Genomic DNA, 21,879 nt, shown 5'->3' with positions numbered 1-21,879 from the left:
CGACCGGCCCCGGAGGACGCCGCGTCGCGCAGCGACGGCCAGTGCTCCGCCCGCCTTCACCCCGTCGAGCGGCCCGGGGCCCGGTCCCGTCCCCGGGCCGCCACGCACCCGCGGGGTGAATCCCCCTCCCTCGCCCTCTCCGTACCTTCAGGAGCACCGGAATGTCGTCGCAGCAGGAAACGCCCGTGAAGAGCATCGTCGTCCCCTTCGAGCCCGGCACCTCGCCGGCCCTGCTGAGTCGGCTCGGACACCACGAGGTGCCGGAGCGCTGGCACACGGTCGACCGCTCCGCTCACGCCCCTCACATCGTGGCCGTTGTGGGTGACGACGGAGAGGGCTGGGCCGCCGCCGCACTCGTCACGGCACGCCCGCACACGGCCTATCTGAAGATCGTCGACGCCGTCGGCGACGTCCAGGCGGCCGTCGCGGCCGTCGTCGCCGACGCGCGCGGCCGGGAGCTCGCGCAGGTCAAGTGGGAAGGATGGACGGCGCGCCCCGAGGACGCCGCTGCCGCCGGCTTCACCGCCCTGGACGCTCCGCTCACGCAGTCGGAGGGCGCGGCCGGACCGGCTGCCGGTTACGTCCGCTGGCTGTGCGACGGCGTGGTGACCGAGCCCCCGTATTACGGACAGACCACGCACTTCACGTGCGGTGCCGTCACCGCCCTGGTCGCGCAGGCGCACGCGGGGACGCTGCCCGGGGAAGCGCTGGACCGCCGGGCGGAGCTGACGCTGTGGCGCGACGCCACCAACTTCCTCGCGTGCGAGCCCGTAGGACTGGGCGTCGCCCTGCGCCGAGCCTGGCCGTCGTCCCCCGTCACGGTCCACCTGGACACGGACCGGCCCGTCCTGCTCGACCACCTCCCGGAGAAGGAACAGGAGTGGCGTGCCGTGCTCCAGCGCACGTCACGTGCGGATGCCGAACGGATCGGCGTCCCGGTCGACCCGCGTCACCTCCCCATGGCCGCGATCCGGGACGCGATCGGCCGACGGGAGCACGTACTCCTCCTGCTCTCGCTCGCCGGGATGCAGGGGTTCGACGTGCCGCACTGGGTGCTCTGCCACGGTGTCGTGCCCGGCGCCGTCGTGATCGAGGATCCCTGGGCCAACGCGGCGACGGGGGACACCTGGGTCGACGCCCACCTCCTGCCGGTCCCGGACTCCTCACTGGACACGATGTCGGCCATCTCGCCGGACGGCTTCCGCGGTGCCGTGACCATCGGCCGCCCGCAGCGGCCCGGTACCTCCTCCTCCGGCACGGCCGAGGAGTAGCGCCCTCCGGGGCCGGTACCCCACCCGGTGGCCGGAGCCCGTGAGGCGCGGCTGGAGCGCCGGGCCCGGCCGAGGTCTTCTCCCACCGCCGGCGCGGCCTCACACCCGGTCATCACTCGACGCCGGTTCCCCTTCCGGCTCCGGCAGGCGCGGCTCCCGGCCCGTTCGCGCGCGCTCCATGTCCGCCCTCGCGTGGATCAGCAGCCTCGACGACACGGATCAGCCGCTGATCGCCCTGTCGGGGGAGGGGCACCGGGATGCCGGGGGCCCGGTCGGCGAGCGGTGGGCCCACCCGCGCCCACCGGACGTCCAGTGGCTCCGGGTCGCGCAACCGGCGCCTGCGGGCCGGCTGCGGAGAACCGCCGGCACCGATGCGCCGCACCCTGTTACCGCGTTGCCAACTCGCGTGTTCAAGGGGACAGTTGTGGGACACGCGCCGTGTTACACCTGGAGGGCAGCAGAGATGAGAGTGACACTTTCCGTCGGTGCCGGGGACGGAGACGTGGCCGGAGCCTGCGACGACCTCTATCAGTGGCTTCGCCAGGACCCTGATCTGCGCGTGTTCGTCCGCCGGGAGGTGCCCGCCGTGCCGTCGGGCGGAGCCATGGGCGCCCTGGGAGAGCTGATCTCGCTGCTGCTGGCTCCCGGTGGTCCGACGGCGGCCGTGGGAGCGGCCGTCGTGGTGTGGCTGCAGAACCGTCGGGGCAATCAGACCGTCACCCTCACGCTGCCGGACGGTACCCAGACCGTCGTCACCTCCGAGAAGGTGCGCGGGCTGACCGCCGAAGGGGCCAGTGAGCTGGCCGAGCGGGTCGCCGCGGCGCTCCGGCAGGAGCGGGACCCGGGCACGGCGCCGGCGATCCCGGAGGCAGAGGAGAACCGGGCGACAGGGGACACGGTGGGGGGCGACGGTCGGGTCGGTCCGTCCGGAGGAGCGGGCTGACCATGATTCCGGGGGACGTGAGGAATCCGCCGGCGAGGGCGGATCTCGCGGCGGCGGGCTGCCACGCGCTGGTGGTCGGGACGTCCGCCCACCCGGGAGAGCGGCTGCCCGCTCTGCCGTCCGCCGCCCGGTCGGCGCGGGACGTGGCCGAGACCCTGAGCACGGTGTGCGGCATGGGCGACCGGGTCACGCTGCTCACCGATCCGACGTCGCCGAGCGACGTCCTGGAAGCGCTGGCGACGGTCATCGGCCGGGCCGAGCCCACCGAGCAGCGGTACGAGCGCGGAAGCGTCCTCCTCTACTTCGTCGGGCACGGGCTGCGCGGACCCGGCCGGCAGCTCTATCTGGCGACGGCGAGGACGAAGTCCCAGACCGACACGGCGCACTCCGTTCCCTACACGGAGATCGAGCGCTACCTGAGCGACGCCGCCGCCGACCCGGTCGTGATCCTCGACTGCTGTTTCGCCGGCAACGCACAGGAGCCCGGCCGGCCGACCGGCGCGGACCCGTTCGCCGGTGCCCGGCCCACCGGCAGCTACCTGCTCGCTTCGGCGATGCGCGACGCCCTGGCGTACGCCCCGCCGGACGCGGAGCACACCCTTTTCAGCGGCCAACTGCTCGCCCTGCTGCGGGAAGGCGACGCCGGCGGCCCGAAGTGGCTGACGCTGGGCGGCGTCTACCGGCTGCTCGACCAGCGGCTCCAGGGCAGCGCCGCCCGCCCGTACGGCGGCGGTACCGCGCGCATGAGCGAGCTGACCCTCGCCGTCAACCGGCGGTACGAGCCGCTGCCGGGCCCGCACGCCGAGCAGGGGGCGGCCGGCGCCCCGGACCCCGACGGCGTCTGCCCCTACCCCGGCATCCTTCCCTTCCTCCCCGAGCAGCACCGTCTCTTCTTCGGCCGCGAGGAACTGACCCGGGAGTTGCTGCTCCGCGTCCAGCGGGCGCGACCCGGTGAGCCGGTGGTCCTGGTCGGGCCGTCGGGGGTCGGCAAGTCCTCGCTCCTTCGGGCGGGGCTCAGCGTGGCCGCCGAACAGGCGGGTCTCGGTCCTGTGCGGCTGGTGCCGGCGCCGGGCGACAGGCCCTTCCACAGGCTCGCCGAGGCGTGGGCGGCGGCGGTGGGCAGGGCCCTCTCCGACGTCGTACGGGATCTGGAACGCGGGCACTTCAGCCGTCCGGCGGCGACGGGAGAGGGGGCCCGAGCCGGGCCGGCCCCGCGCCTCCTCGTCATCGACCAGCTCGAGGAGTACTTCACGCTCTGCTCGGACGAGGCCGAACGCGAGCGGTTCGCCGCCGCCCTCACCGCGGGAGCGGACGAGGAGCCGACCGGGGAAGCGAACCCCGGTCCGCGTCTGGTCCTGGCGCTGCGCGCCGACTACTACGGCGACGCCCTGAGCGACCCCCGCCTGGCGTCCGTCGTGCGGCCGGGCCACTTCGCCGTGCCCGCGCTGGCCGACGAGGAGGTCGAGGCCGCGATCGTGCGTCCGGCGCAGTACGCGGGCCTGCGGTGGGAGGAGGGCGTGCCGGAGCTCCTGCGGCGCGACGTGAACGAGGAGCGGCGCACCACGGGTGACGCCGCGGCGCTGCCCTTCCTGGCCTACGCCCTCCCCGAGATCTGGCTGCGGCGCCGGGGGACGACGCTGACGTACGCCGGGTACGCCGCCGCCGGCGGCATACGGGGCGCGGTGGCCACGGCGGCCGAGGGGATCCACGACTCCCTCGACGACACCGGCCGCACGGCTCTGCGGAGCCTCCTGCTGGCCATGGTCCACGTCGCCGACGGCGAGGGGCGGCTGGTCCGCCGCCGGGTGCTTCCGGCGGAGGCGGCCGGCAGCGAGGACCTGCTGCGCCGGCTCGCGGACGCCCGACTGGTCGTCGTGGACGAGGAGGGCGGGGCGCAGCTCGGCCACGACTCGCTGCTGCACGCGTGGACGCGGCTGAGCGGCTGGATCGACGAGGTGCGGGACGACCTGCTGAGGCTCCGCCGGCTGACCGCGGCGGCGGAAGGCTGGGCCGAGGCCGGACGCGAGCCGAGCGGCCTCTACGAGGGTGACGCCCTCGAGGAGGCGAAGAAGCTCACCACGGAGTACACCGGGCGGGTTCGACACGCCCCGCCCGCCCGGGACGGCCGGCGGATTCAGGGGGCGGCCCGGAAGATCCTGCCGGCCCTGGGCGACCGGCCGGCTCGGGAGGCCCGGCAGGTGGCCGCCGACGGCTCGGCGGGCGCGGCGGCGACGGCCGTGGCCCGCGTGCCCGTCCCGCGGGTGGTGGGCGAGTTCGTCGCCGCGAGCGACCACGCGCAGCGCCGACGACGCCTCGTCACACGGGCGTGGATCGCCTCCCTGTCGGCGCTGTCCCTGGTGGCGGTGTCCCTCTTCGCGTGGGCCGCCCATGAGAACGAGCAGGCGGAGAGCCGGGAGAAGAGCCTGATCGCCAGGGAACTGGCCACCCGGGCCGACGCCCTGCGGGAGCACGACCCGCAGACCGCGCTCCGCCTGAGCCTGGCCGCCTACCGTACGGCGGTCACCCCCGAGACCCGCTCCAGCCTCTACACGGCCTCGATGACCGTCACACCGGCCCATCTCGTCCCCGAGGAGCAGCACCGACAGGCCGTTCTCGGCCTCGCCTACAGCCAGGACGGAAAGGTTCTGGCCGCCGGCCACCGGGTCGACGGATCCGACGGCGGCCGGGTCCAGCTGTGGGACGTGTCCGCGCCGACCAGGCCGGTCGAAGCGGGCCGGTTCCAGCTGAGGAGCAGCCCGGTCGTCGCCTTCCACCCGCGCTCACGGATCCTCGCCGCGCAGTCGGCGGACGAACTGACGCTGTGGGACACCGCGGATCCGCGAGAACCGAGACGGCTCGCCCTGGTGCGGCTCGCCCACCGGACGACGTACACGCTGGCCTTCAGCAAGGACGGCCGGACCCTCGCGGCGGGCAGTGACAAGGGACTGCTGCGCCTGTGGGACGTGGGCGACCCCGCCCGGCCCGCACTGCGGGCGCAGCGGACGGTCGCCGGGACGGAACTGATCTCCCTGGCCTTCACCCGGGACGGCGACCACCTGGTCACGGGCAACGGCAGCGGGGAAGCGGGCAGCGGGCAGGCCGCGCAGGTACAACTGTGGGACGTCGGCGACCCGGGCCGGCCCGTGCTGCGGGACACCGAAGAGGCCGAGACGGTCATGGCGGTGGCCGCCCACCCCCGCCGCGACCTGGTGGTCGCGACCGGCGGCTCCGGGAAGATCGCCTGGTGGGAGGTGGTGGCCGGGCAGAACCTGCGGCGCGTGGAGGCGGAGGAGTACCGGGACACCTGGGGTGCCGACAACGACGGCATGCCGTCCCTGGCCTTCAGCGCGGACGGCAGGTTCCTGGCGGGGGCCGACCGCGGCCACGGCGTCAGGCGGACCGACGCGACCAGGAAGGTGTCGGATCTGGTGGACGGCGTGTACGGGACGACGTTGCCGACGGGCGAACCGTCCCAGTCGGTCGCCTACAGCCCGGACAGCAGGTACCTGGCGGTCGGCGAGGTGGACGGCGAGGTGCGGTTGTGGCCCGACCGCCCCAGGGCGCCGTCGATCGAGGGCGGCATCCACGTCATGCCCCAGAGGGGAGCCAGGCCCTTCAGCGCCGACGGTGAGCTGGTCATCGCCTCGCAGGACGAGGGCGGGGGCCGCACGACGAAGGTGTGGGACGTCAGCGACCCCGATGCGCCGAAGGTCCGGTACACCCTGCCGAGGGGATGGGAGGCGAAGTTCTTCCTGACACGCCGCGAGGAGCCGGTGTTCCTGGCCCACCACTGGGCCGGAGGGCTGGACCACACCCTCCAGGTCTGGCAGTTGGAGCCGGGCGAAGCCGTGCGCAAGGGCGCCGGTATCCGGTTCACCGCCGACAACCCGACCATCGCGGTGAGCCCCGACGGCATGCTCCTCGCGGTGGGCTCGCACGAGGAACCCGACACCGCGCTGTGGGACATCAGCGATCCGGCGAGCCCCGTGCGCCGGGGCACGCTCGAGGTGAGGGCGAGCAGCGCGCTCGGGAGCTCGGGAAGCCTGTGGTTCGCCGGAGACAGGTCGCTCGCGACGACGGAGAAGGGCCGGGACATCAGGTTCTGGGACGTCTCCGACCCCGCCCGTCCCCGCAAGGGCGGTCGCATCGAGGGCGCGGCGTCGATGGACGGCGTGATGTACCACCACGCGTCGAGGCTGCTCGTCACCGAGCTGGTGGGAGACGAGATCCAGCTCTGGGACATGTCCCGGCCCGCGCACCCGGTCGAGGGCGACGTGCTTCCGGCCGCTCCCGGGGGCTACTTCCCCGTGGGCGAGGGGCGGTTGGCGGTGATGCTGGCCGATGGCAGCGTCGAGTTCTGGGATGTCTCCGATCCGGCGCGCCCCGAGAGGACGGGCCACGACCTCCTCTTCGACCGCGCGGTGGGTTCGATCGGCATGACCTCCGACAGCCGCTACGCGGTGACGAGTGAGCCCTACCGCCTCTGGTCCATCGGGAAGGACGGGCGGTGGGACACCCCCGAGCTCTTCACACTGGAGAACGCGCAAGCGGTACACGTGCCCCCGGTGACCTCGCCGGAGGGCCCGCGGTGGCTGGCGGTCACCGCGCGGGACGCCCTCAGTACCACGCCGGAGACGACCTACGTGCTCGACTTCGCCACCGACGGCCTCTACGAGGACCTGTGCGCGTCCTATCCCTCGAGCATCCCCGAGGACCGGTGGCGGCAGATGTTCCCGCACCTGGCCCACCGCGAGTCCTGCGACTGACACCACCCGGGCGTGCGGAGCGCCCCGGCCGACCGCAGGAACACGTCCGTTCGGAGCTCCGGCAGCCCGGCCCCACGGCACCGGCTGCCGGGTGGTCATCGGTCTCGTGACGGTGCCCTCTTCGTGCTGCTGTTCTCGCCGGTCACCTTCCCGGAGAGTCAGCTGCCCCACTGGCTCAGGGCGGTTCACGACGTTCTCCCCTTCCAACCCGCCGGTGACCTCCTCCGTGCAGGGCTGCTGTCGGGCGGCGACAGCGTGCACCGGGCCGGCCCGGCCGTACTGACAGCCTGGTGCCTGCTGGGGATCGTCATCAGCGTGCGCGCACCGGTCCGTCGGGCTTGAGGCGCCGGCGATGCTCAGCGATCCCTCCTCAAGGCCCGGACGAGCCAGGAGTACACGGGGACCAGTCCCGGTACCACCTGCCAGTCGTTGACGACCCACACCAGCCGCCAGTACTCGTCCACGCGTGGGTCGTGAGCCACTTCGAACTGCTGGGCCAGCCAGTCACGGAACTCCGGGTCAGGGGCGCGGGTGAACACCTCCGCGAATCGCCGCACGAGATCGTCGACGACGGGGGCGGCCTCATCGCCGAGCGGGTCGATGCCGCGATTCCTGGCATCGGCGAGTCTGTGACGGGTGAACTCCATCAGGTCGTCGCCGGCTTCTTCCTCGATGCCGAGCGTGAGCCGGTTGGCCTGATGGCCGGCGGTCCGGCGCAGGCGGGCCCGGAAGTCCTCGTCACCGATCATCTCGGCGAGCTCCACCCAGGCGGCGACCTGGTCGGTGGACGGATCGTCCGGAAGGTCAGGAGTGGCAGCGCGAACCATGGCCGCCGCATTCGGATCGGCGTTCTCCGGGCCGAAGGTGCCGTCGACGAAATCGTCGATCAGCCGGCGGCGCTCCTCGCCGGACAGCTGTGTGAGCTTGTGCATGAGTTTGGTCTCCTCGGGACTGGATCCGAATCTGGCCGCGGCGCGCAGGACACTCCGACGCAGTTGCAGCGTCTGGATCTGGACGTCCAGGGCATCGGCGTGCGCCGAGGCGACTTCCGCCACCGAGAGTTCGCGGTTCAGCACGCGCTGGATCGTGCTGAGTCCGACCCCCAGCTCACGCAGTGTGCGGACGAGTTCCAGACGCAGCAGCGCGTCGACGTCGTACAGCCGGTATCCGGCGGGAGTGCGACGGGTCGGCGCGACCACGTTCGCATCGGAGTAGAACCGGATCGTCCGCACCGACAGACCGGTGCGCCGGGAGAGTTCCCCGATGGAGTAGAGAGCCGTGCCGTCCATGTCTCTACTCTGCTGTCTCCACCAACTGGAGGGTCAAGGCGACCTCCAGGACGGTGTGCCCGTGGCGCGGCCGCGCGGTCCTGTCACCTTCGTCGGGTGCGAAACGTCGGAGGTACGACATCGTTCGTGGGAAGGACCGCGTGACCGTGAATCCCTCTGAATTCCTCGCCGTTCAGTTCGAGGAGCACCGTCCTCACCTGAAGGCGGTCGCGTACCGCATGCTCGGTTCGCTGGCCGAGGCGGATGACGCCACGCAGGAGACGTGGCTGCGGCTGACCCGGTCGGGGGATCGCCGGATCGACAATCTCGGCGGTTGGCTGACCACCGTGGTCGGCCGGGTCTGCCTCGACATGCTCCGTGCGCGGCGGCGTCGGGGAGAGGAGCCCCTGGAAGCGCGGCTGCCCGACCCGGTGGTCAGCCGTGCGGACGGGACCGGTCCTGAAGAGCAGGCGCTGATGGCCGACTCGGTCGGGCTGGCGCTGCTCGTGGTGCTGGAATCGCTCACTCCGGCGGAACGGCTGGCGTTCGTCCTGCACGACCTGTTCGGCCTGCCGTTCGAGCAGATCGCTCCGATCGTCGACCGCACGCCCGCCACGGCGAAGAAGCTCGCCAGCAGGGCGCGGCAGCGGGTCCGCGGCGCGACGCCGCCACCGGACCCGGACCCGGCCGACCAGCGCCGGGTGGTGGACGCCTTCCTGGCCGCCGCACGGGGCGGCGACTTCGAAGGGTTGCTGTCCCTCCTCGATCCGGACGTCGTGCTGCGCGCGGACGGCGGAGTCCTCACCGGAGGCATGCGGGTCCTGCGCGGCGCCGCCGCCGTGGCCGGTCAGGCCGCCACGTTCCAGCGCATGGCCACCGCCGCCACCACACACCCCGCGCTGGTCAACGGCCTTGCCGGCCTGGTCAACACCGTCGACGGCGAGCTGCTGTCCGTCATGAGTTTCACCGTCGCGGACGGCAGGATCGCCGCCATCGACGTCCTCTCCGACCCCGAACGCCTGGCACGGCTCGACCTCGACTCCGCCGAGGGCTGATCTCGCCGGATGCGGCCCCCTTCCGATGACCGCCGGCCATCGGAAGGGGGCCGGCGTGCGTAGTGGGCCAGGGGCGGCAGACCCGGGCGGAGAATCCCGGCGAGAAATCCGGTCCAGCCGGTCACCTTTGCTCGCCCGGTGTCGTCAGTGAGGTGAACCAGCAGATCAAGCGGGCGCGAAAGCCCCGCATTCCCGAAGGGACACCCATCGTGAACGCCAGCGCGACTTCCAACCACCTGGACGCCCCCGTCTCCCGGTTCTCCGACCCGCAGCGGTTGGTCCCCCAGCTCGGTGACGTCAGCGCCGCCCTGTTCAAGATCGCCGGTGGCGGGCCGGTGCCGAGGAGCACCGTCGGCCTGGTCCACCTGCGTGCCGGGCAGATCGTCGAGAACACCTACCTGACGGTGATGCACACCGGCAGCCTGCGTCGCGCGAAGGTGCCGGAGGAGAAGATCACCGCTGTGGCCTCCTGGAAGGACGCCCCCTACTTCACCGAGGCCGAGCGGGTGGCGCTGGAGCTGGTGGAGGCCGTGCTCACACCCGGGCCGCACGGGGAGCGTGTTCCCGACGAGCTGTACGCGCGGGCGGCCGAGCACTACGACGCCACGGCGCTGGCCACACTCGCCATGGTGATCGGGCAGGTCAACTTCTTCATCCCGCTCGCGCTGATCGGCCGGCCGCTGCCCGGTGTCTCGCCGGCCGAGCAGTGGCGTCCGGCGAAGGCCGAGCAGACCCCGTGAGAACCGGCCGGCCCCGGGACGGAAGTCCGCCCCGATTCCCGTCCCGGTTCCGGCCGCCGGCATTTCGGCGGATTCCCCGGCCTGTCCGTCGTCGTCGCGGTGCCCACGGCTCGTACGCCCGGCCCCGCCCACAGCGCGACGGCCGTAGTGCTCCCCGCGAGGGCCACCGCGCCGGCCTGCTAGCCGCCGCCGCGTTCGCCCTCGCGGGGAGCCCGCCCGCCCTCGCATTCCTCCCGCGTCACCGGCCCCGCGCCGCCAGCGGGACCCCGGTCGCCGGACCCGTCACCGTCCGATCGTCACTCACGACAAGGAACGCCCCCATGGCCTCCTCTTCCACCACCACCGCCCACACCGCCAACCGCGTCACCCCCGGCGCCGCCTCCCGCACCGCGGCCCTGCCCGCGAGTACCGGCGCCCTCGCCTCCGACCGGTGGGACGGGGCCTGGACGGCGGCGATCATGCGCCCCTCCGGCTCCCCCTGGTTCCCGACCTGGGCCGAGCGGGGCTTCGAGGACCAGTCCGTGCGCCAGGTGATCCGGGTCAACACGGGCGGCTCGAAGCTGCGGATCCGGTTGTCGAACGCCTACGGCGACTCACCGCTGCGCCTGGCCGGAGCCGGCGTCGGGCGGGCCGCCGGCGGCGCGGCCGTGCGGCCCGGCACGATCCGCACCCTGCGGTTCGCGGGCTCGGTCTCGGCCACCGTGCCCGCCCGGGGCGGGATCGTCAGCGATCCGATCACCTTCCCCACCGACCCGCGGGAGCGGCTCGCGATCACCCTCTATTTCAAGGACGCCACCGGACCGGCCAGCTACCACCAGGTCTCGATGACCACCTCCTACCGTGCCGGGGGCGACCACCACCGGGACGCCGCGCCGACCGCCTTCACCGAGAGTGTCGAGCCCGGTTTCGGGTCCTGGTACTACCTGGAGGGCGTGGAGGTCGCCGATGCCGGCCCCCGGCCGGACGCCGTCGTGACGTTCGGTGATTCGATCACCGACGGGTTCGGGGCCACCGTCGACGGCGACGACCGCTGGCCCGACGTGCTCGCCGAGCGGCTCCTGCGGGCGGGCCGGGTCCGCCCGGTGCTGAACGCCGGGATCGGATCCAACAAACTGCTCACCGACTCGGCCTGCGGCGGCGACGCGGGAGTCTCCCGGTTCGCCCGCGACGTGCTCGAACAGCCCCGGGCCGGCACCGCGATCGTCCTGATCGGCATCAACGACATACAACTGGGCGACGACCGGATGTGCGGGGTGGACAGCGACGACCCGCCGGTGACGGCGGAGCGCCTCATCGCCGGCCACCGGACGCTGATCCGTGCCGCGCACGCCCGAGGAGTCAGGGCGGTCGGGGCCACCCTGCTGCCCTGGGGAGGATCGGCGAACTGGACCGCCGACGGCGAGGCGATCCGCGACGAGGTCAACGGATGGATCCGCACCGGCGGGGAGTACGACGCCGTGACCGACTTCGACCGCGCCCTCGACCCGGAGGGCACCGGCCGGTTGCCGGACGGGCTGCACATGGGCGACCACCTGCACCCCAGCCCCGCCGGATACCGGGCCATGGCCGAGGCGATCGACCTCGACTCCCTCACGTAGGGCCCCGCGCCGCGCTCACGCGAGTTCTCGGCTCGGCGTGGGCGAGGGGGATCAGTCGGTGTCGAGGCCGTCGATCAGGCGGTTGAGGAACCGGGTGAAGGTGGCTTCGGGGGTGAGGACGCGGCCGGGGGCGGAGAGGGCTCTGGCGAGTTCCGGGTGGCGGCCGTCGGCGGCGACGGTGGCGAGGTAGCGGGCCTCCGCCGCGGCCCGGTCCGGGGACTGCGCGACCGCGGCCTGCGCGACCTCATGGGCGACGTGTCCGGCCACGAACGCGGTGAGCTGGGCGAAGACCTCCAGCTTCGCCGCACCGTCCAGCCCGGTGGGCCGCAAGGCGGCGAGCGCGTGTTCCAGGAACGCCAGCGTGTTGGGGCCCGGGACGCGACGGGTGGACAGGGCGGAGGACAGCCAGGGGTGGCGCAGCATGTGGGCGCGCTGCAGGTGGGCGATGGTCTTCAGGTCGGCACGCCAGTCGCCGCTGGGCGGGTCGGTGACGGTCAGTTCGCCGCTGACGTGGTCGACCATCAGCTCCAGCAGGGTCTCCTTGTCCGGCGCGTAGCTGTAGAGCGACATGGCGCCGGCGCCGACCGCGGCGGCCACCCGCCGGATGGTGACCGCTTCGAGCCCTTCGGTGTCCGCCAGGGCGACGGCCGCCACGGTGATCTCCTCCCGGCTGAACGAGGGCCTGCGGCCCTTGCGGGGCTCGGCGGGAGGCAGCCAGAGCTGTTCGGGGTCGACGCCTGCGGCGCCGGGCCTCACGTCACGGGGCACGCTGTCGCGCTCCTTCGCCTGGTTGTCGAGACGGCTCTTGCGGAGGTCATCCAAGCATCCCCTATTCTCGTACACCGTACGGAATGAAGGAGGGGAACGATGCCATCACGCACGCCCGACACCGTGGCCGGACCGGCATGGGCGCCACCCACCGGCAGACCACCGCTGTCCTCACGGATGATGAGGGCGATCTGGCGGAACCTGCCGGCGAAGCGGTACGACGCCGGCTGGGAGCCGGGACTGGTGGTGCCGGCCGCCGACGGCAGCCCGTTGATCACCGACCACTACTTCCCGCGCGGCGAGGGCGACTTCCCCACCCTCCTGGTCCGCTCGCCGTACGGCCGGGGCCTGCCGTGGTCGCCCCAGTACGGCCTGCTCTTCGCCGAACAGGGCTTTCACGTGGTCCTCCAGAGCTGCCGCGGCACCGGCGGCTCGGGCGGTGCGTTCCACCTGTGGCGCAACGAGGCCGCCGACGGCCTGGCCACGGTGTCCTGGCTGCGCGAGCAGCCCTGGTTCGACGGAACCCTGGGGACCGTCGGCCCCAGCTACCTGGGTTACGTGCAGTGGGCCCTGGCCCTGGACCCGCCGCCGGAGCTGAAGGCGATGGTGGTCCAGGTGGGCCTGCACGACCCCCACGCCCTGTTCCACTCCGGCGGCACACTGCTGCTGGAGAACACCCTCGCCGTCGGCTCGGGCATGACCTACCAGCACCAGGGCACGGGGCCGTTCGTGAAGGCGGCACTGCGCCTGCGACGCCGGCTGCGCGCCGTCACCACCGCGCGGCCCCTGCGGGGGGCGTACGTGTCGGCCCTCGGCGGCGAAGTGCCCTGGCTGGACGACGTGATGACACACCCGGACGCCGAGGACACCTACTGGCACGGCGCGTCTTTGGCGGAGCCGGCGGAGCGGCTCCGCGTGCCCACGGCTCTGATCACCGGATGGCACGACGCGCTGGCCGACCAGACCTTCGAGCAGTACCAGCGGCTGCGCCGGGCCGGAGGCGAGACGGCCCTGCTCGCCGGTCCCTGGACCCACACCTCCGCCCTGCAGCAGGGCTGGCCCGAGGTGTTCGCCGAAAGCCTCGCCTGGCTGCGCGCCCACCTGGACGGCGACCGCTCCGGCCTGCGTCCCACCGCGGTGCGCGCGCACATCGGCGGCGAGAACGCCTGGCGGGACCTCGACGACTGGCCGCCGCCGCACACCCCCACGCCGTGGCACCCCACCCCGGACGGACACCTGACCCGGCAGACCCCCACGGACTCCGCACCCCTGACGACGTTCCGCTACGACCCGGCCGACCCCACCCCGTCCCTCGGCGGCCCGCTGCTCTCCCGCACCGCCGGCCCGCGCGACAACAGCACCCTGGAGGCCCGGGACGACGTCCTGACGTTCACCGGCCCGCCACTGACCGAGCCCGTGGACATCGCCGGCCCGGTCTGCGCACGGCTGAGCGTCTCCACGGACACCGGGCACGCCGACGTCTTCACCCGCCTGTGCGACGTGGACGCACAGGGCCGCTCCGTCAACGTCTGTGACGGACTCGGCCGGCTGCGGACCACGGGAGACACACCCACGCGGGTCACCGTTCCCATGAGCACCACCGCCCACCGCTTCGCCGCCGGGCACCGCATACGCTGGCAGATCAGCGGCGGCGCCCACCCGCGCTATGCCCGCAACCCCGGCACCGGGGACTCACCGGTGGACGCCACCACCTTCACACCGGTGCGCATCACACTCCACGCGGACTCGGCACTGGTCCTTCCCCACGGCTCGGTCGAGCCACGCTGACCAGGGTCGGGCGGGAACCGGCGCGCCGGTGAACGGCTGCCGCGTTCCGTGACGTACGCCACCCGTGTGCATTTGATGTCGGGTGTTTGCCGTCGCGCCGGTGGGAAATGCGCTCCCTGGCCTCCGGGGCCACAATCCGGTGGACGAGTACGTGAAAGCACAGGAAGAGGAGGGTTCGATGTCCTCGAAGCGACGTCGCAAGAAGAAGGCTCGCCGCAAGAACGGCGCGAACCACGGCAGCCGTCCGCAGAGCTGAGGACGCGCCGACGCATCGGGTGGGTGGCATGTGGCCACCCACCCGAGCGCTTTCCCGGCGTGGCGGAAAGCATGACCATGGCGTGTTTCCCGACCTGCGGGAAACCTGATGCGCCATGGCGAGACTCGAAAAGCAGCCGTCGGCGGACGCGCGGGGCGGCCCGGCGCTCAAGCGGGCGCTGACCACCCCTTTGCTGTACTTCTTCATCCTGGGCGACGTGCTCGGCGCCGGGGTGTACGTCCTGGTGGGGCAGGTGGCCGCCGACGCCGGGGGAGCGGTGTGGGTGCCGCTGGTCGTCGCCCTGCTGCTGGCGATGCTGACCGCCGCCTCCTACGCCGAGCTGGCCACGAAGTACCCGCGGGCGGGCGGAGCCTCCCACTACGCCACCCGTGCCTTCGGGCCGTTCGCCGGTTTCGTCGCGGGCTTCTGCATGCTCGCCGCCGGCATCGTCTCCGTGGCCGCGCTGGCCCGCGGCTTCGGGGGCGACTACCTGTCCGCCTTCGTGACGCTGCCGGTCGGGCTCGTCGCCGTGCTGTTCCTCGCCCTGCTCGCGCTGCTCAACGCGCGGGGCATCAAGGAGTCGACCCGTGCCAACGTCGTCGCCACCGTCGTCGAGGTGGGCGGCCTCCTCGTCATCGTCGTCCTCGGCGTCTGGCTGCTGCTGCGCGGCGACGGCGACGTGGCGCGGCTCGGGCGGCTCGGTACGCCGGAGAAGGGAGCAGCCGCGGCCGTACTGAGCGGGTCCGTGCTGGCGTACTACTCCTTCGTCGGCTTCGAGACGTCGGTGAACGTCGCCGAGGAGACCCGCGACCCCCGGCGCTCCTACCCGCGCGCCCTGTTCGGTGCCCTCGCCACCGCGGGCGCCGTGTACGTGCTGGTGGGCCTCGCCGCGTCCGTGGCCGTGCCGACGGCCCGGCTGGCCGGGTCGAGCGGACCGCTGCTGGAGGTCGTCGAGGCGGCCGGCGGCGTGCCGACCCGGCTGTTCAGCGCCATCGCGCTGGTCGCCGTGGCGAACGGCGCGCTGCTCACCGGCATCATGTCCTCCCGCCTGGCCTACGGCATGGCCCGGGACGGGCTGCTGCCCGCCGCGCTGACCCGGGTGCTGCCCGGCCGCCGTACGCCGTGGGCCGCGATCGCGGTCACGACCCTGCTGTCGATGCTCCTCGCGCTGACCGGCAGTGTCGCCACCCTGGCGTCCACCCTGGTCCTGCTGCTGCTCGTCGTCTTCCTCATGGTCAACACGGCCGTGCTCGTGCTGCGCCGCGACCCGGGCGAGGCCGACCACTTCCGCGCCCCGACCGTGCTCCCCGTGCTGGGCGCCGCGTCCTGCGTCGCGCTCGCCACGCAGATCGAGGCCGAGGTGTGGCTGCGCGGGCTGCTGGTCGTGGCCGTGGGGACGGTGCTCGCCGCGCTCGCCGCCGTACGGCGGGCTGCCGGGGGTGCGGATCCGGCCGGGCGCGGGCAGTCCGGGCGCGGGTAGCCGGTCGGCGGTGCCGCCGGCCGTGCGGGCATCGGTCGCGCAGCCGCCGACCGTGCAGCCGCCGACCGTGCAGCCGTCAACGGTGCAGGCATCGTTTGTGCAGCCGCCGACCGTGCAGGCGTCGACCGTGCAGCCGTCGGCGGCGGATGGTGTCATTCCGGTGCGGGGAGGGCGCGCTACCGGTCGGGCCGTGCCGGGGGCCCCGTGCCAGAATGGACGCCCCCGCAGCCCCGTCTTCCCGCCCAGAGGTTCCCGTGACCAAGCCCGTCGCCCGTGAGCCGCAGCGACGCAACGCGCGGTCCAACCGGGCGCGCATCCTGGCCACGGCCCGCCGGGAGCTGGGACGCAATCCGGACACCACTCTCGAGGAGCTCGCCCGGGCCGCCGGTGTCGTACGGCGTACCCTCTTCGGTCACTTCCCGGGGCGCTCGGCGCTGCTGGAGGCTCTCGCCGAGGAGGCCTCCGAGGTGCTGCGCGGTGCCATGGCCGCCGGGGCGGAGCGGGTCGGGCCGGCGGAACCGGCCGAGCGTGCGCTCGCCCACTTCACGCTGCTGATGTGGCCCGTGGGCGACCGCTACCGGATGCTCCTGGCGCTGGCCCGCCACGACCTGGGCGTGGAGCGCGTGGCCGAGATCCTCGCCCCGGCCCGCGCCGAGGTCACCGCCATCCTGGAGCGGGGGCAGCGGGACGGCGTGTTCCCCGGCCACCTGCCGCCCGCCGTGCTGAGCGCCGGGCTGGAGGCGATGACCGTCGCGCTGCTGGAGCAGGTCAACACCGGCGCGCTGGAGGACGACGGCACCCGGGTCGCGGTCGCCCAGCTCATCGCGGCCGGCGTCCCGGAGCGGCGGGCCCGGGCCGTGGTCGCGGACGTGGCCCCGACGGTGACCGCGGAGGCCGTCCCGGACGAGTGAGGCGCCGCCCGCACCGCCGTACGACGGGCACTGCCCCATGTAGCGCCCACCCGGCTCCGCGCAGGTCGCGCAGGTCGCGCACCGCCCCCGTCGCAGCGCCGCCCCCACCCCGGCGGTGACCAGCGCGGCCAGTCACGGCGGCGCCCGTGCCGTCGTCCGGGCCGGGGCCGGGGCGTCCGCGGCCGCTCCCGCTCCCGCGGCCCCCGCCGTACCGCCGCCGCGGCCTCCTCGACGGGCCCTCCGACCAGCGCGTCCCGGCCGGTGAAGTGGCCGTGGAGGGTGCGGCGCGCCACGCCGGCCGCCGCGGCGATCGCCGTGAGGCTGCTGTCGGGATCGCGAGGACCATTTCGCGTTCGGTCGCGCGCAGGATGCGACCGCGTGCGGTGGTCACGTCGGTACCTCGATCGGGGAAGGGAACCGTCTGCGGCAGGCGGGCGAGATATTTGCACGTCACTGTGCAACAAACTACTCTGCCATGAGTCTGCACATCAATGGGCAATTAGCGTGCCCTCGTCTCCCTGGTTTCCCTGGAGCCCTCCATGCCCCTCCTGGCCACCACACCCGTCGAGAAGATGACCGGGCCGTACGCACGGCGCTGGTGGGCGCTCCTCGTGCTGTGCCTGAGCCTGCTGATCGTCGTCATGGCCAACACGTCCCTCATCGTGGCCGCGCCGGACATGACGACCGACCTGGGGTTGAGCAGCAGCGACCTGCAGTGGGTCATCGACGGCTACACCGTCCCGTACGCCGCGCTGATGCTGGTGCTCGGCTCGATCGGCGACAAGTACAGCCGCCGCGGCGCCCTGATCACCGGCCTGGTGATCTTCGCGGGCGGTTCGGTGACGGGCAGCCTGGTGGACGAGACCGGACTGGTCATCGCGGCCCGGGCGGTCATGGGCGTCGGCGCCGCCGTCGTCATGCCGGCCACGCTGTCCCTGCTGGTCGCGGTCTTCCCGAAGGGGGAGCGGGCCCGCGCCATCACGGCCTGGACCGCCACCTCCGGCCTCGCCATCGCGGTCGGTCCGCTGGTCGCCGGATGGCTCCTGGAGGACCACGCCTGGGGCTCCACCTTCCTGGTCAACGTCCCCATCGCGGCCGCCGCCGTCGTCGGAGCGCTCGTCCTCGTCCCGCCGTCCAGGGCGGCCGGCACGGGCCGGATCGACTACGTGGGCGGCCTGCTCTCCATCGTCTCCGTCGGCAGCCTGGTCTACGCGACCATCGAGGGCCCGCACTTCGGCTGGGGCGCCGGCCCGGTCGCCGCGGCCGTCGTCGCGGTCGTCGGCCTGATGGCCTTCGTGGCCTGGGAGCTGCGCCACCCGCACCCCATGCTGGACGTGCGCAGGTTCCTGCTGCGGCCCTTCAGCGGCTCCATGCTGGCGGTGCTGTTCTTCTTCTTCGGCACCTACGGCGCCATCTACTACGCCACCCAGTTCCTGCAGTTCGTGCTCGGCTACGGCGCCTTGGAGACCGGCGTACGGCTGCTGCCGCTGGCCGGCGCCGTGTTCGTCGGCGCCGCGGTCACCGGAAAGCTGACCCCGAAGCTGGGCGTGAGGGCGATGGTGGGCTCCGGCATGGTGATCGGCACCGTCGGTGTCTTCCTGCTGGTCCTCATCGAGAAGGACTCCACGTACGCCGACTTCCTGGCGCCGATGCTGCTGCTCGGCCTCGCGATCGGGCTGAGCGTGTCACCGGCCACCGACACCATCATGGGCTCCTTCCCGGAGAGTGAACTGGGCGTCGGCGGCGGCGCCAACGACACCGCGCTGGAACTCGGCGGCTCGCTCGGCATCGCCGTCCTGGGCTCCCTGCTCGGCACCGCCTACCGCGACGAACTGGCCGGCCTGGTGGGAGACCGGCTCCCGGCCGCCGCACTGGACGCCGCCCAGGACTCGGTCGGCGGCGGGCTGACCGTCGCCGAGCGGCTCGCGACGAACCCCGCCGCCGGACCCCGGCAGGCCGAGGCCCTGGCCGACGCCGTGAACCAGTCCTTCGCCCACGGCGTCGCCACGACCAGCCTCGTCGGCGGGGTCATCATGGCCGCCGGCACCCTGATCGTCCTCGCCGTCCTGCCGGGCCGCCGCGCCCGGCGGCGGGCCGAGGAGAAGCCGGCCGAGGCCCGGGAGGCGGAGCACAGCGACTCGGCGCGGTGAGCCCGGGACGCCCCGACCGCGACCCAGGACCCAGTGGCTGCCCGTGAGGGCCGGAACCGGACTCCCCGATTCACGGTGGCGAGGGCCGCACCGGCATCACACCGGTTCCCCGTTCACCAAGGCGGTGCGACAGCAGTGCTCTCGCGGGGGTGGTGACGAGGAGGCCCCGGGTCGTCGGTGCCGCTTCGTCATCCGTGCCGGTCCCGCTCCATCCGCCGGACCACCATGTCGCGCATCCGTCGGGTCAGTGCGGTCGCGGCGGCGGTGAGGAACACGAAGGTGTAGAGGATCTGCAGGACGGTGACGGTCCGCGCCGCCTGGCCCCGCGGGGTGATGTCGCCGTAGCCGACGGTCGCGAGCGTGACCACGGTGAAGTACAGGGCATCGACGCGGGTGCGCAGGCCGGTGAACTCGCCCGGCTGCTTGGCGAGGGCGTAGTAGCCGGCGGCGAACACGTGCACGGTCAGGACGATCAGCAGCGTGATGAGCACGCCGGGCCGGGCGTCCGGACGGTCGACGAGGACGTCGCGGACCGCGCGGAGCAGCAGCGCGGCCACGACGATCAGCACCGAGGCGAACAGCAGCCAGCTCAGCCCGGGGCGCCCGGGGCCCAGCTGGTCGAGGGGGAGCAGGAAGTAGGCCACGATCACGGCCACCGCGGAGCCGGCCCGCCCGAGCCAGGGCAGGACCGTACGACGGCCGGTACGCGGACGGATGCGGCCCGTCCGAGGGGTGCCGGCCCGGCGCTCCGTCACCCTCCCGGCCCCGGGCCGTCCGCCGCGTCGGGCTCCGTCCGGCGCACCAGCTGGGTGACGACGAAGGCGACCACCGACGCGGTGACGATCAGCGGCATCTGATCGTACGCCTCCCCGCCGACCAGCAGCACCGCCAGCACCGCGCTGGCCAGCGGCAGCCCGGTCACCGCGGCCGCCGCGGCGGAGATACCGAGGGCGAGGGCCGGGGTCACGCCGAAGCCGGGGAGGCCGGAGCAGGCCATCGCCGTCGCCGTGCCCAGCAGTACGGCCGGGAAGATCGGACCGCCGCGCAGGCTGCCCAGCGCGATGCCCCACGCCAGCCCCTTGCAGGCGACGAGCGCGACCAGCGCGCCCACGGACCAGGCATGCGGGTGCGCGGCGAGCTGGGCGAGGGCCGCCTGACCGGACAGGGCCGCCTCCGCCGGGGAGCGGCCGGTGATCAGCGCGTACGCGGCGAGGCAGACGCCGACCGCCGTGGCACAGGCGACGGTGCGGACGGCCGTGTGGTGTCGTGTCCAGGAACCGGTCCGGTGGCCCAGCCCGCGGCACAGCGTGATCAGCACCGCGATCAGCGCCGCTGTGGGGACGCCCCACAGGAAGTCGCCCGCGTCCGGGTTGGCGCCCGGCGGCACGTCCTGCAGGGCCAGCGCGCCGATCCTGAGGCCGGTCCACTCCCCGAACCCGGTGAAGACCAGCGCGCCCGCCGCGCTGGCCAGCAGACAGGGCAGCAGCAGCGCCGCCAAGTGCGCCCCGCCGAGCCCGGCTCCCTCGATGACCAGCACCGCCGCCGGAACCGGGCCGCCGAGGATGGTGGAGATCGCGGCGGTGGAACCGGCCGTGGCCAGGATCGCGCTCGCCCGCGGGTCCCCGGCCGCGCCCGCCCGCCGCACCGCCAGCAGGGCGAGCCCGCTGCCGACGGCCATCAGGGGAGCCTCCGGTCCCAGCACCACACCGAGCGGCAGCGTGGCGAGCGCCGCCAGGGCGGCGCCGGGCAACGCGCGAGGGCCGACGGGCGCGCCGCCCAGCCCGTTCACCGGCAGGTGACCGCCGCCGCCCGGCATCCGGGTCACGATCGGCGCCAGGATCAGCCCGGCCAGCACCAGCGCGGGCAGCGGCCACCACCAGGGCGGGGCGTCGTACCCGGCCGCCTCGGGCAGCGACGTCCACACCCAGTGCTGGAACCGGTGCTGGAGGCCCACGAAGAAGAAGCAGGCCAGCGCGATGGGAACGCCCAGCAGTGCACACAGCGCCAACAGCCGCAGATAGCCGGGGCCGAGCAGGGTGCGCCGCAGGGACTGCTCGGCCCCCGCCGGCACCGCGTTCGCCGGTGCGGGCCCAGAGGTCACGGGTTCTCCTCCGTCCGCCTGCGCAGCGCGCGTTCGCATGTGCGCTTCAGTAAACGGGAGGCGCGGGAGGACCGCACGCGCACGGCCGCGCTCCGGGGGCCGGGCAGTGCGGTCGCGGTGGAGATCCGGTTCACCCGTTCGGCGGACCCGCATGGCCCCGTGCGGCGGCCGCCCCCAGGCTCGGAGTGACCTGTCGGCGCCTCGGGGTGCCGGTGGGCCGAGGCCCGTACGGGGGACACGCAGAAAGGACTCCGCTCATGAGCCAGCACGCCGCACCATCTCCCGGCAGGCCCTCCCAGGGCGCCGACGGCCCGTGGCCCCCGCGGTCGGCGGACCGCACCAGTGGCTGGGTGACCGGCGGGGTCGTCTTCGCGGGCGTACTGCTGCTGCTGAACGGCGCCCTCGCCGTCCTGCAGGGCATCGCGGCCATCGCCGAGGACGACGTGTACGCCCGCGTCGGCAGCTACGTCTACGAACTCAGCCTCACCGGCTGGGGCATCATCCACGTCATCCTGGGCGCCCTGGTGCTCGTCACCGGCTACGGCCTGCTCAAGGACATGGCCTGGGCGCGCTTCGCGGGCATCCTCCTGGCCTCGCTGAGCCTCGTGGCCCAGTTCCTTTTCCTGCCGTACGCACCCGTCTGGGCCGTGATCATGATGGCGATCGACGTGTTCGTGATCTGGGCACTGGCCAGCCGCCAGGACCAGGCGGGCCGGGCGGACCGGGCGGACCGGCGGACCTGAGCGCCGCCCGCCGCCTGCTGTCCGCCGCCCCGCTCAGCGCC

At 73.6% G+C, this 21,879-nt stretch carries 16 protein-coding genes and 1 riboswitch; of the genes, 12 read left to right on the top strand and 4 right to left on the bottom strand.

The genetic code is table 11. From position 1 onward, the window contains the following. The first annotated feature begins 161 nt into the window (after nucleotides 1–161). The 3 genes from ACH4F2_RS07275 to ACH4F2_RS07265 all read left to right on the top strand — a co-directional run bounded on the left by ACH4F2_RS07275 (nucleotide 162) and on the right by ACH4F2_RS07265 (nucleotide 6,980). Nucleotides 162–1,271 (top strand): peptidase C39 family protein, encoded by a 1,110-nt coding sequence (locus ACH4F2_RS07275; protein WP_398131702.1) that lies wholly within the window; start codon nucleotides 162–164, stop codon nucleotides 1,269–1,271. Between the two features lie 463 nt (nucleotides 1,272–1,734). Continuing rightward, complete coding sequence (locus ACH4F2_RS07270) at nucleotides 1,735–2,214, top strand: hypothetical protein (RefSeq protein WP_398131701.1); 480 nt, start codon at nucleotides 1,735–1,737, stop codon at nucleotides 2,212–2,214. Between the two features lie 2 nt (nucleotides 2,215–2,216). Next, nucleotides 2,217–6,980 (top strand): AAA family ATPase, encoded by a 4,764-nt coding sequence (locus ACH4F2_RS07265; protein ID WP_398131700.1) that lies wholly within the window; start codon nucleotides 2,217–2,219, stop codon nucleotides 6,978–6,980. A gap of 356 nt (nucleotides 6,981–7,336) precedes the next feature. On the opposite strand, the gene ACH4F2_RS07260 is transcribed toward ACH4F2_RS07265, so the two are convergent. Further along, entirely contained in the window at nucleotides 7,337–8,269 is a 933-nt protein-coding gene (locus tag ACH4F2_RS07260) for a MerR family transcriptional regulator (protein WP_398131699.1), read from the bottom strand. A 140-nt stretch (nucleotides 8,270–8,409) separates the two neighbouring features. Between ACH4F2_RS07260 and ACH4F2_RS07255 the strand changes: the two genes are divergently transcribed. From ACH4F2_RS07255 to ACH4F2_RS07245, 3 genes are all read left to right on the top strand, one after another. Continuing rightward, on the top strand, nucleotides 8,410–9,303 hold the full coding sequence (locus ACH4F2_RS07255; RefSeq protein ID WP_398131698.1) for a sigma-70 family RNA polymerase sigma factor: 894 nt from the start codon (nucleotides 8,410–8,412) through the stop codon (nucleotides 9,301–9,303). A gap of 209 nt (nucleotides 9,304–9,512) precedes the next feature. Further along, a complete protein-coding gene (locus ACH4F2_RS07250) occupies nucleotides 9,513–10,043 on the top strand; it encodes a carboxymuconolactone decarboxylase family protein (RefSeq protein ID WP_398131697.1) in 531 nt (176 codons plus the stop codon). Between the two features lie 320 nt (nucleotides 10,044–10,363). Continuing rightward, a complete protein-coding gene (locus ACH4F2_RS07245) occupies nucleotides 10,364–11,641 on the top strand; it encodes an SGNH/GDSL hydrolase family protein (protein WP_398131696.1) in 1,278 nt (425 codons plus the stop codon). A 51-nt stretch (nucleotides 11,642–11,692) separates the two neighbouring features. Here ACH4F2_RS07245 and ACH4F2_RS07240 read toward each other — a convergent pair whose 3' ends face one another. Then, nucleotides 11,693–12,409: a TetR/AcrR family transcriptional regulator C-terminal domain-containing protein gene (locus ACH4F2_RS07240; RefSeq protein WP_398131833.1), complete on the bottom strand. Its 717-nt coding sequence runs from the start codon at nucleotides 12,407–12,409 to the stop codon at nucleotides 11,693–11,695. 180 nt (nucleotides 12,410–12,589) lie between these two features. On the opposite strand from ACH4F2_RS07240, the gene ACH4F2_RS07235 reads away from it, so the two are divergent. The 5 genes from ACH4F2_RS07235 (at nucleotide 12,590) to ACH4F2_RS07215 (ending at nucleotide 18,994) form a co-directional block, all read left to right on the top strand. Next, nucleotides 12,590–14,197 (top strand): CocE/NonD family hydrolase, encoded by a 1,608-nt coding sequence (locus tag ACH4F2_RS07235; RefSeq protein ID WP_398131832.1) that lies wholly within the window; start codon nucleotides 12,590–12,592, stop codon nucleotides 14,195–14,197. Between the two features lie 178 nt (nucleotides 14,198–14,375). After that, nucleotides 14,376–14,453: a 50S ribosomal protein bL37 gene (locus ACH4F2_RS07230; RefSeq protein WP_370443954.1), complete on the top strand. Its 78-nt coding sequence runs from the start codon at nucleotides 14,376–14,378 to the stop codon at nucleotides 14,451–14,453. A gap of 115 nt (nucleotides 14,454–14,568) precedes the next feature. Then, nucleotides 14,569–15,933: an APC family permease gene (locus ACH4F2_RS07225; RefSeq protein WP_398131695.1), complete on the top strand. Its 1,365-nt coding sequence runs from the start codon at nucleotides 14,569–14,571 to the stop codon at nucleotides 15,931–15,933. Nucleotides 15,934–16,187: 254 nt separating this feature from the next. Beyond that, nucleotides 16,188–16,844, top strand: coding sequence for a TetR/AcrR family transcriptional regulator (locus tag ACH4F2_RS07220; RefSeq protein WP_398131694.1), 657 nt, complete (start codon nucleotides 16,188–16,190; stop codon nucleotides 16,842–16,844). A gap of 539 nt (nucleotides 16,845–17,383) precedes the next feature. Beyond that, nucleotides 17,384–18,994, top strand: a complete 1,611-nt coding sequence (locus tag ACH4F2_RS07215; RefSeq protein WP_398131693.1) for an MFS transporter — start codon at nucleotides 17,384–17,386, stop codon at nucleotides 18,992–18,994. Between the two features lie 30 nt (nucleotides 18,995–19,024). Then, a riboswitch (cobalamin riboswitch) is annotated at nucleotides 19,025–19,152 on the bottom strand. A gap of 30 nt (nucleotides 19,153–19,182) precedes the next feature. Here ACH4F2_RS07215 and ACH4F2_RS07210 read toward each other — a convergent pair. After that, entirely contained in the window at nucleotides 19,183–19,680 is a 498-nt protein-coding gene (locus ACH4F2_RS07210; protein ID WP_398131831.1) for a potassium channel family protein, read from the bottom strand. Nucleotides 19,681–19,745: 65 nt separating this feature from the next. Further along, entirely contained in the window at nucleotides 19,746–21,095 is a 1,350-nt protein-coding gene (locus tag ACH4F2_RS07205; protein ID WP_398131692.1) for a chloride channel protein, read from the bottom strand. 257 nt (nucleotides 21,096–21,352) lie between these two features. On the opposite strand from ACH4F2_RS07205, the gene ACH4F2_RS07200 reads away from it, so the two are divergent. Continuing rightward, the gene (locus ACH4F2_RS07200) at nucleotides 21,353–21,838 is read left to right on the top strand and encodes a hypothetical protein (RefSeq protein WP_398131691.1); all 486 of its coding nucleotides are present in this window, start codon (nucleotides 21,353–21,355) and stop codon (nucleotides 21,836–21,838) included. The last annotated feature ends 41 nt before the right edge of the window (nucleotides 21,839–21,879 follow it).

This window comes from Streptomyces sp. NPDC017890, from assembly GCF_044328675.1.
In the GTDB taxonomy this organism is placed as follows: Bacteria; Actinomycetota; Actinomycetes; order Streptomycetales; family Streptomycetaceae; genus Streptomyces.
Note: the sequence above shows the minus strand (reverse complement) of the source record. Positions and strands in the feature narration are given on the sequence as shown.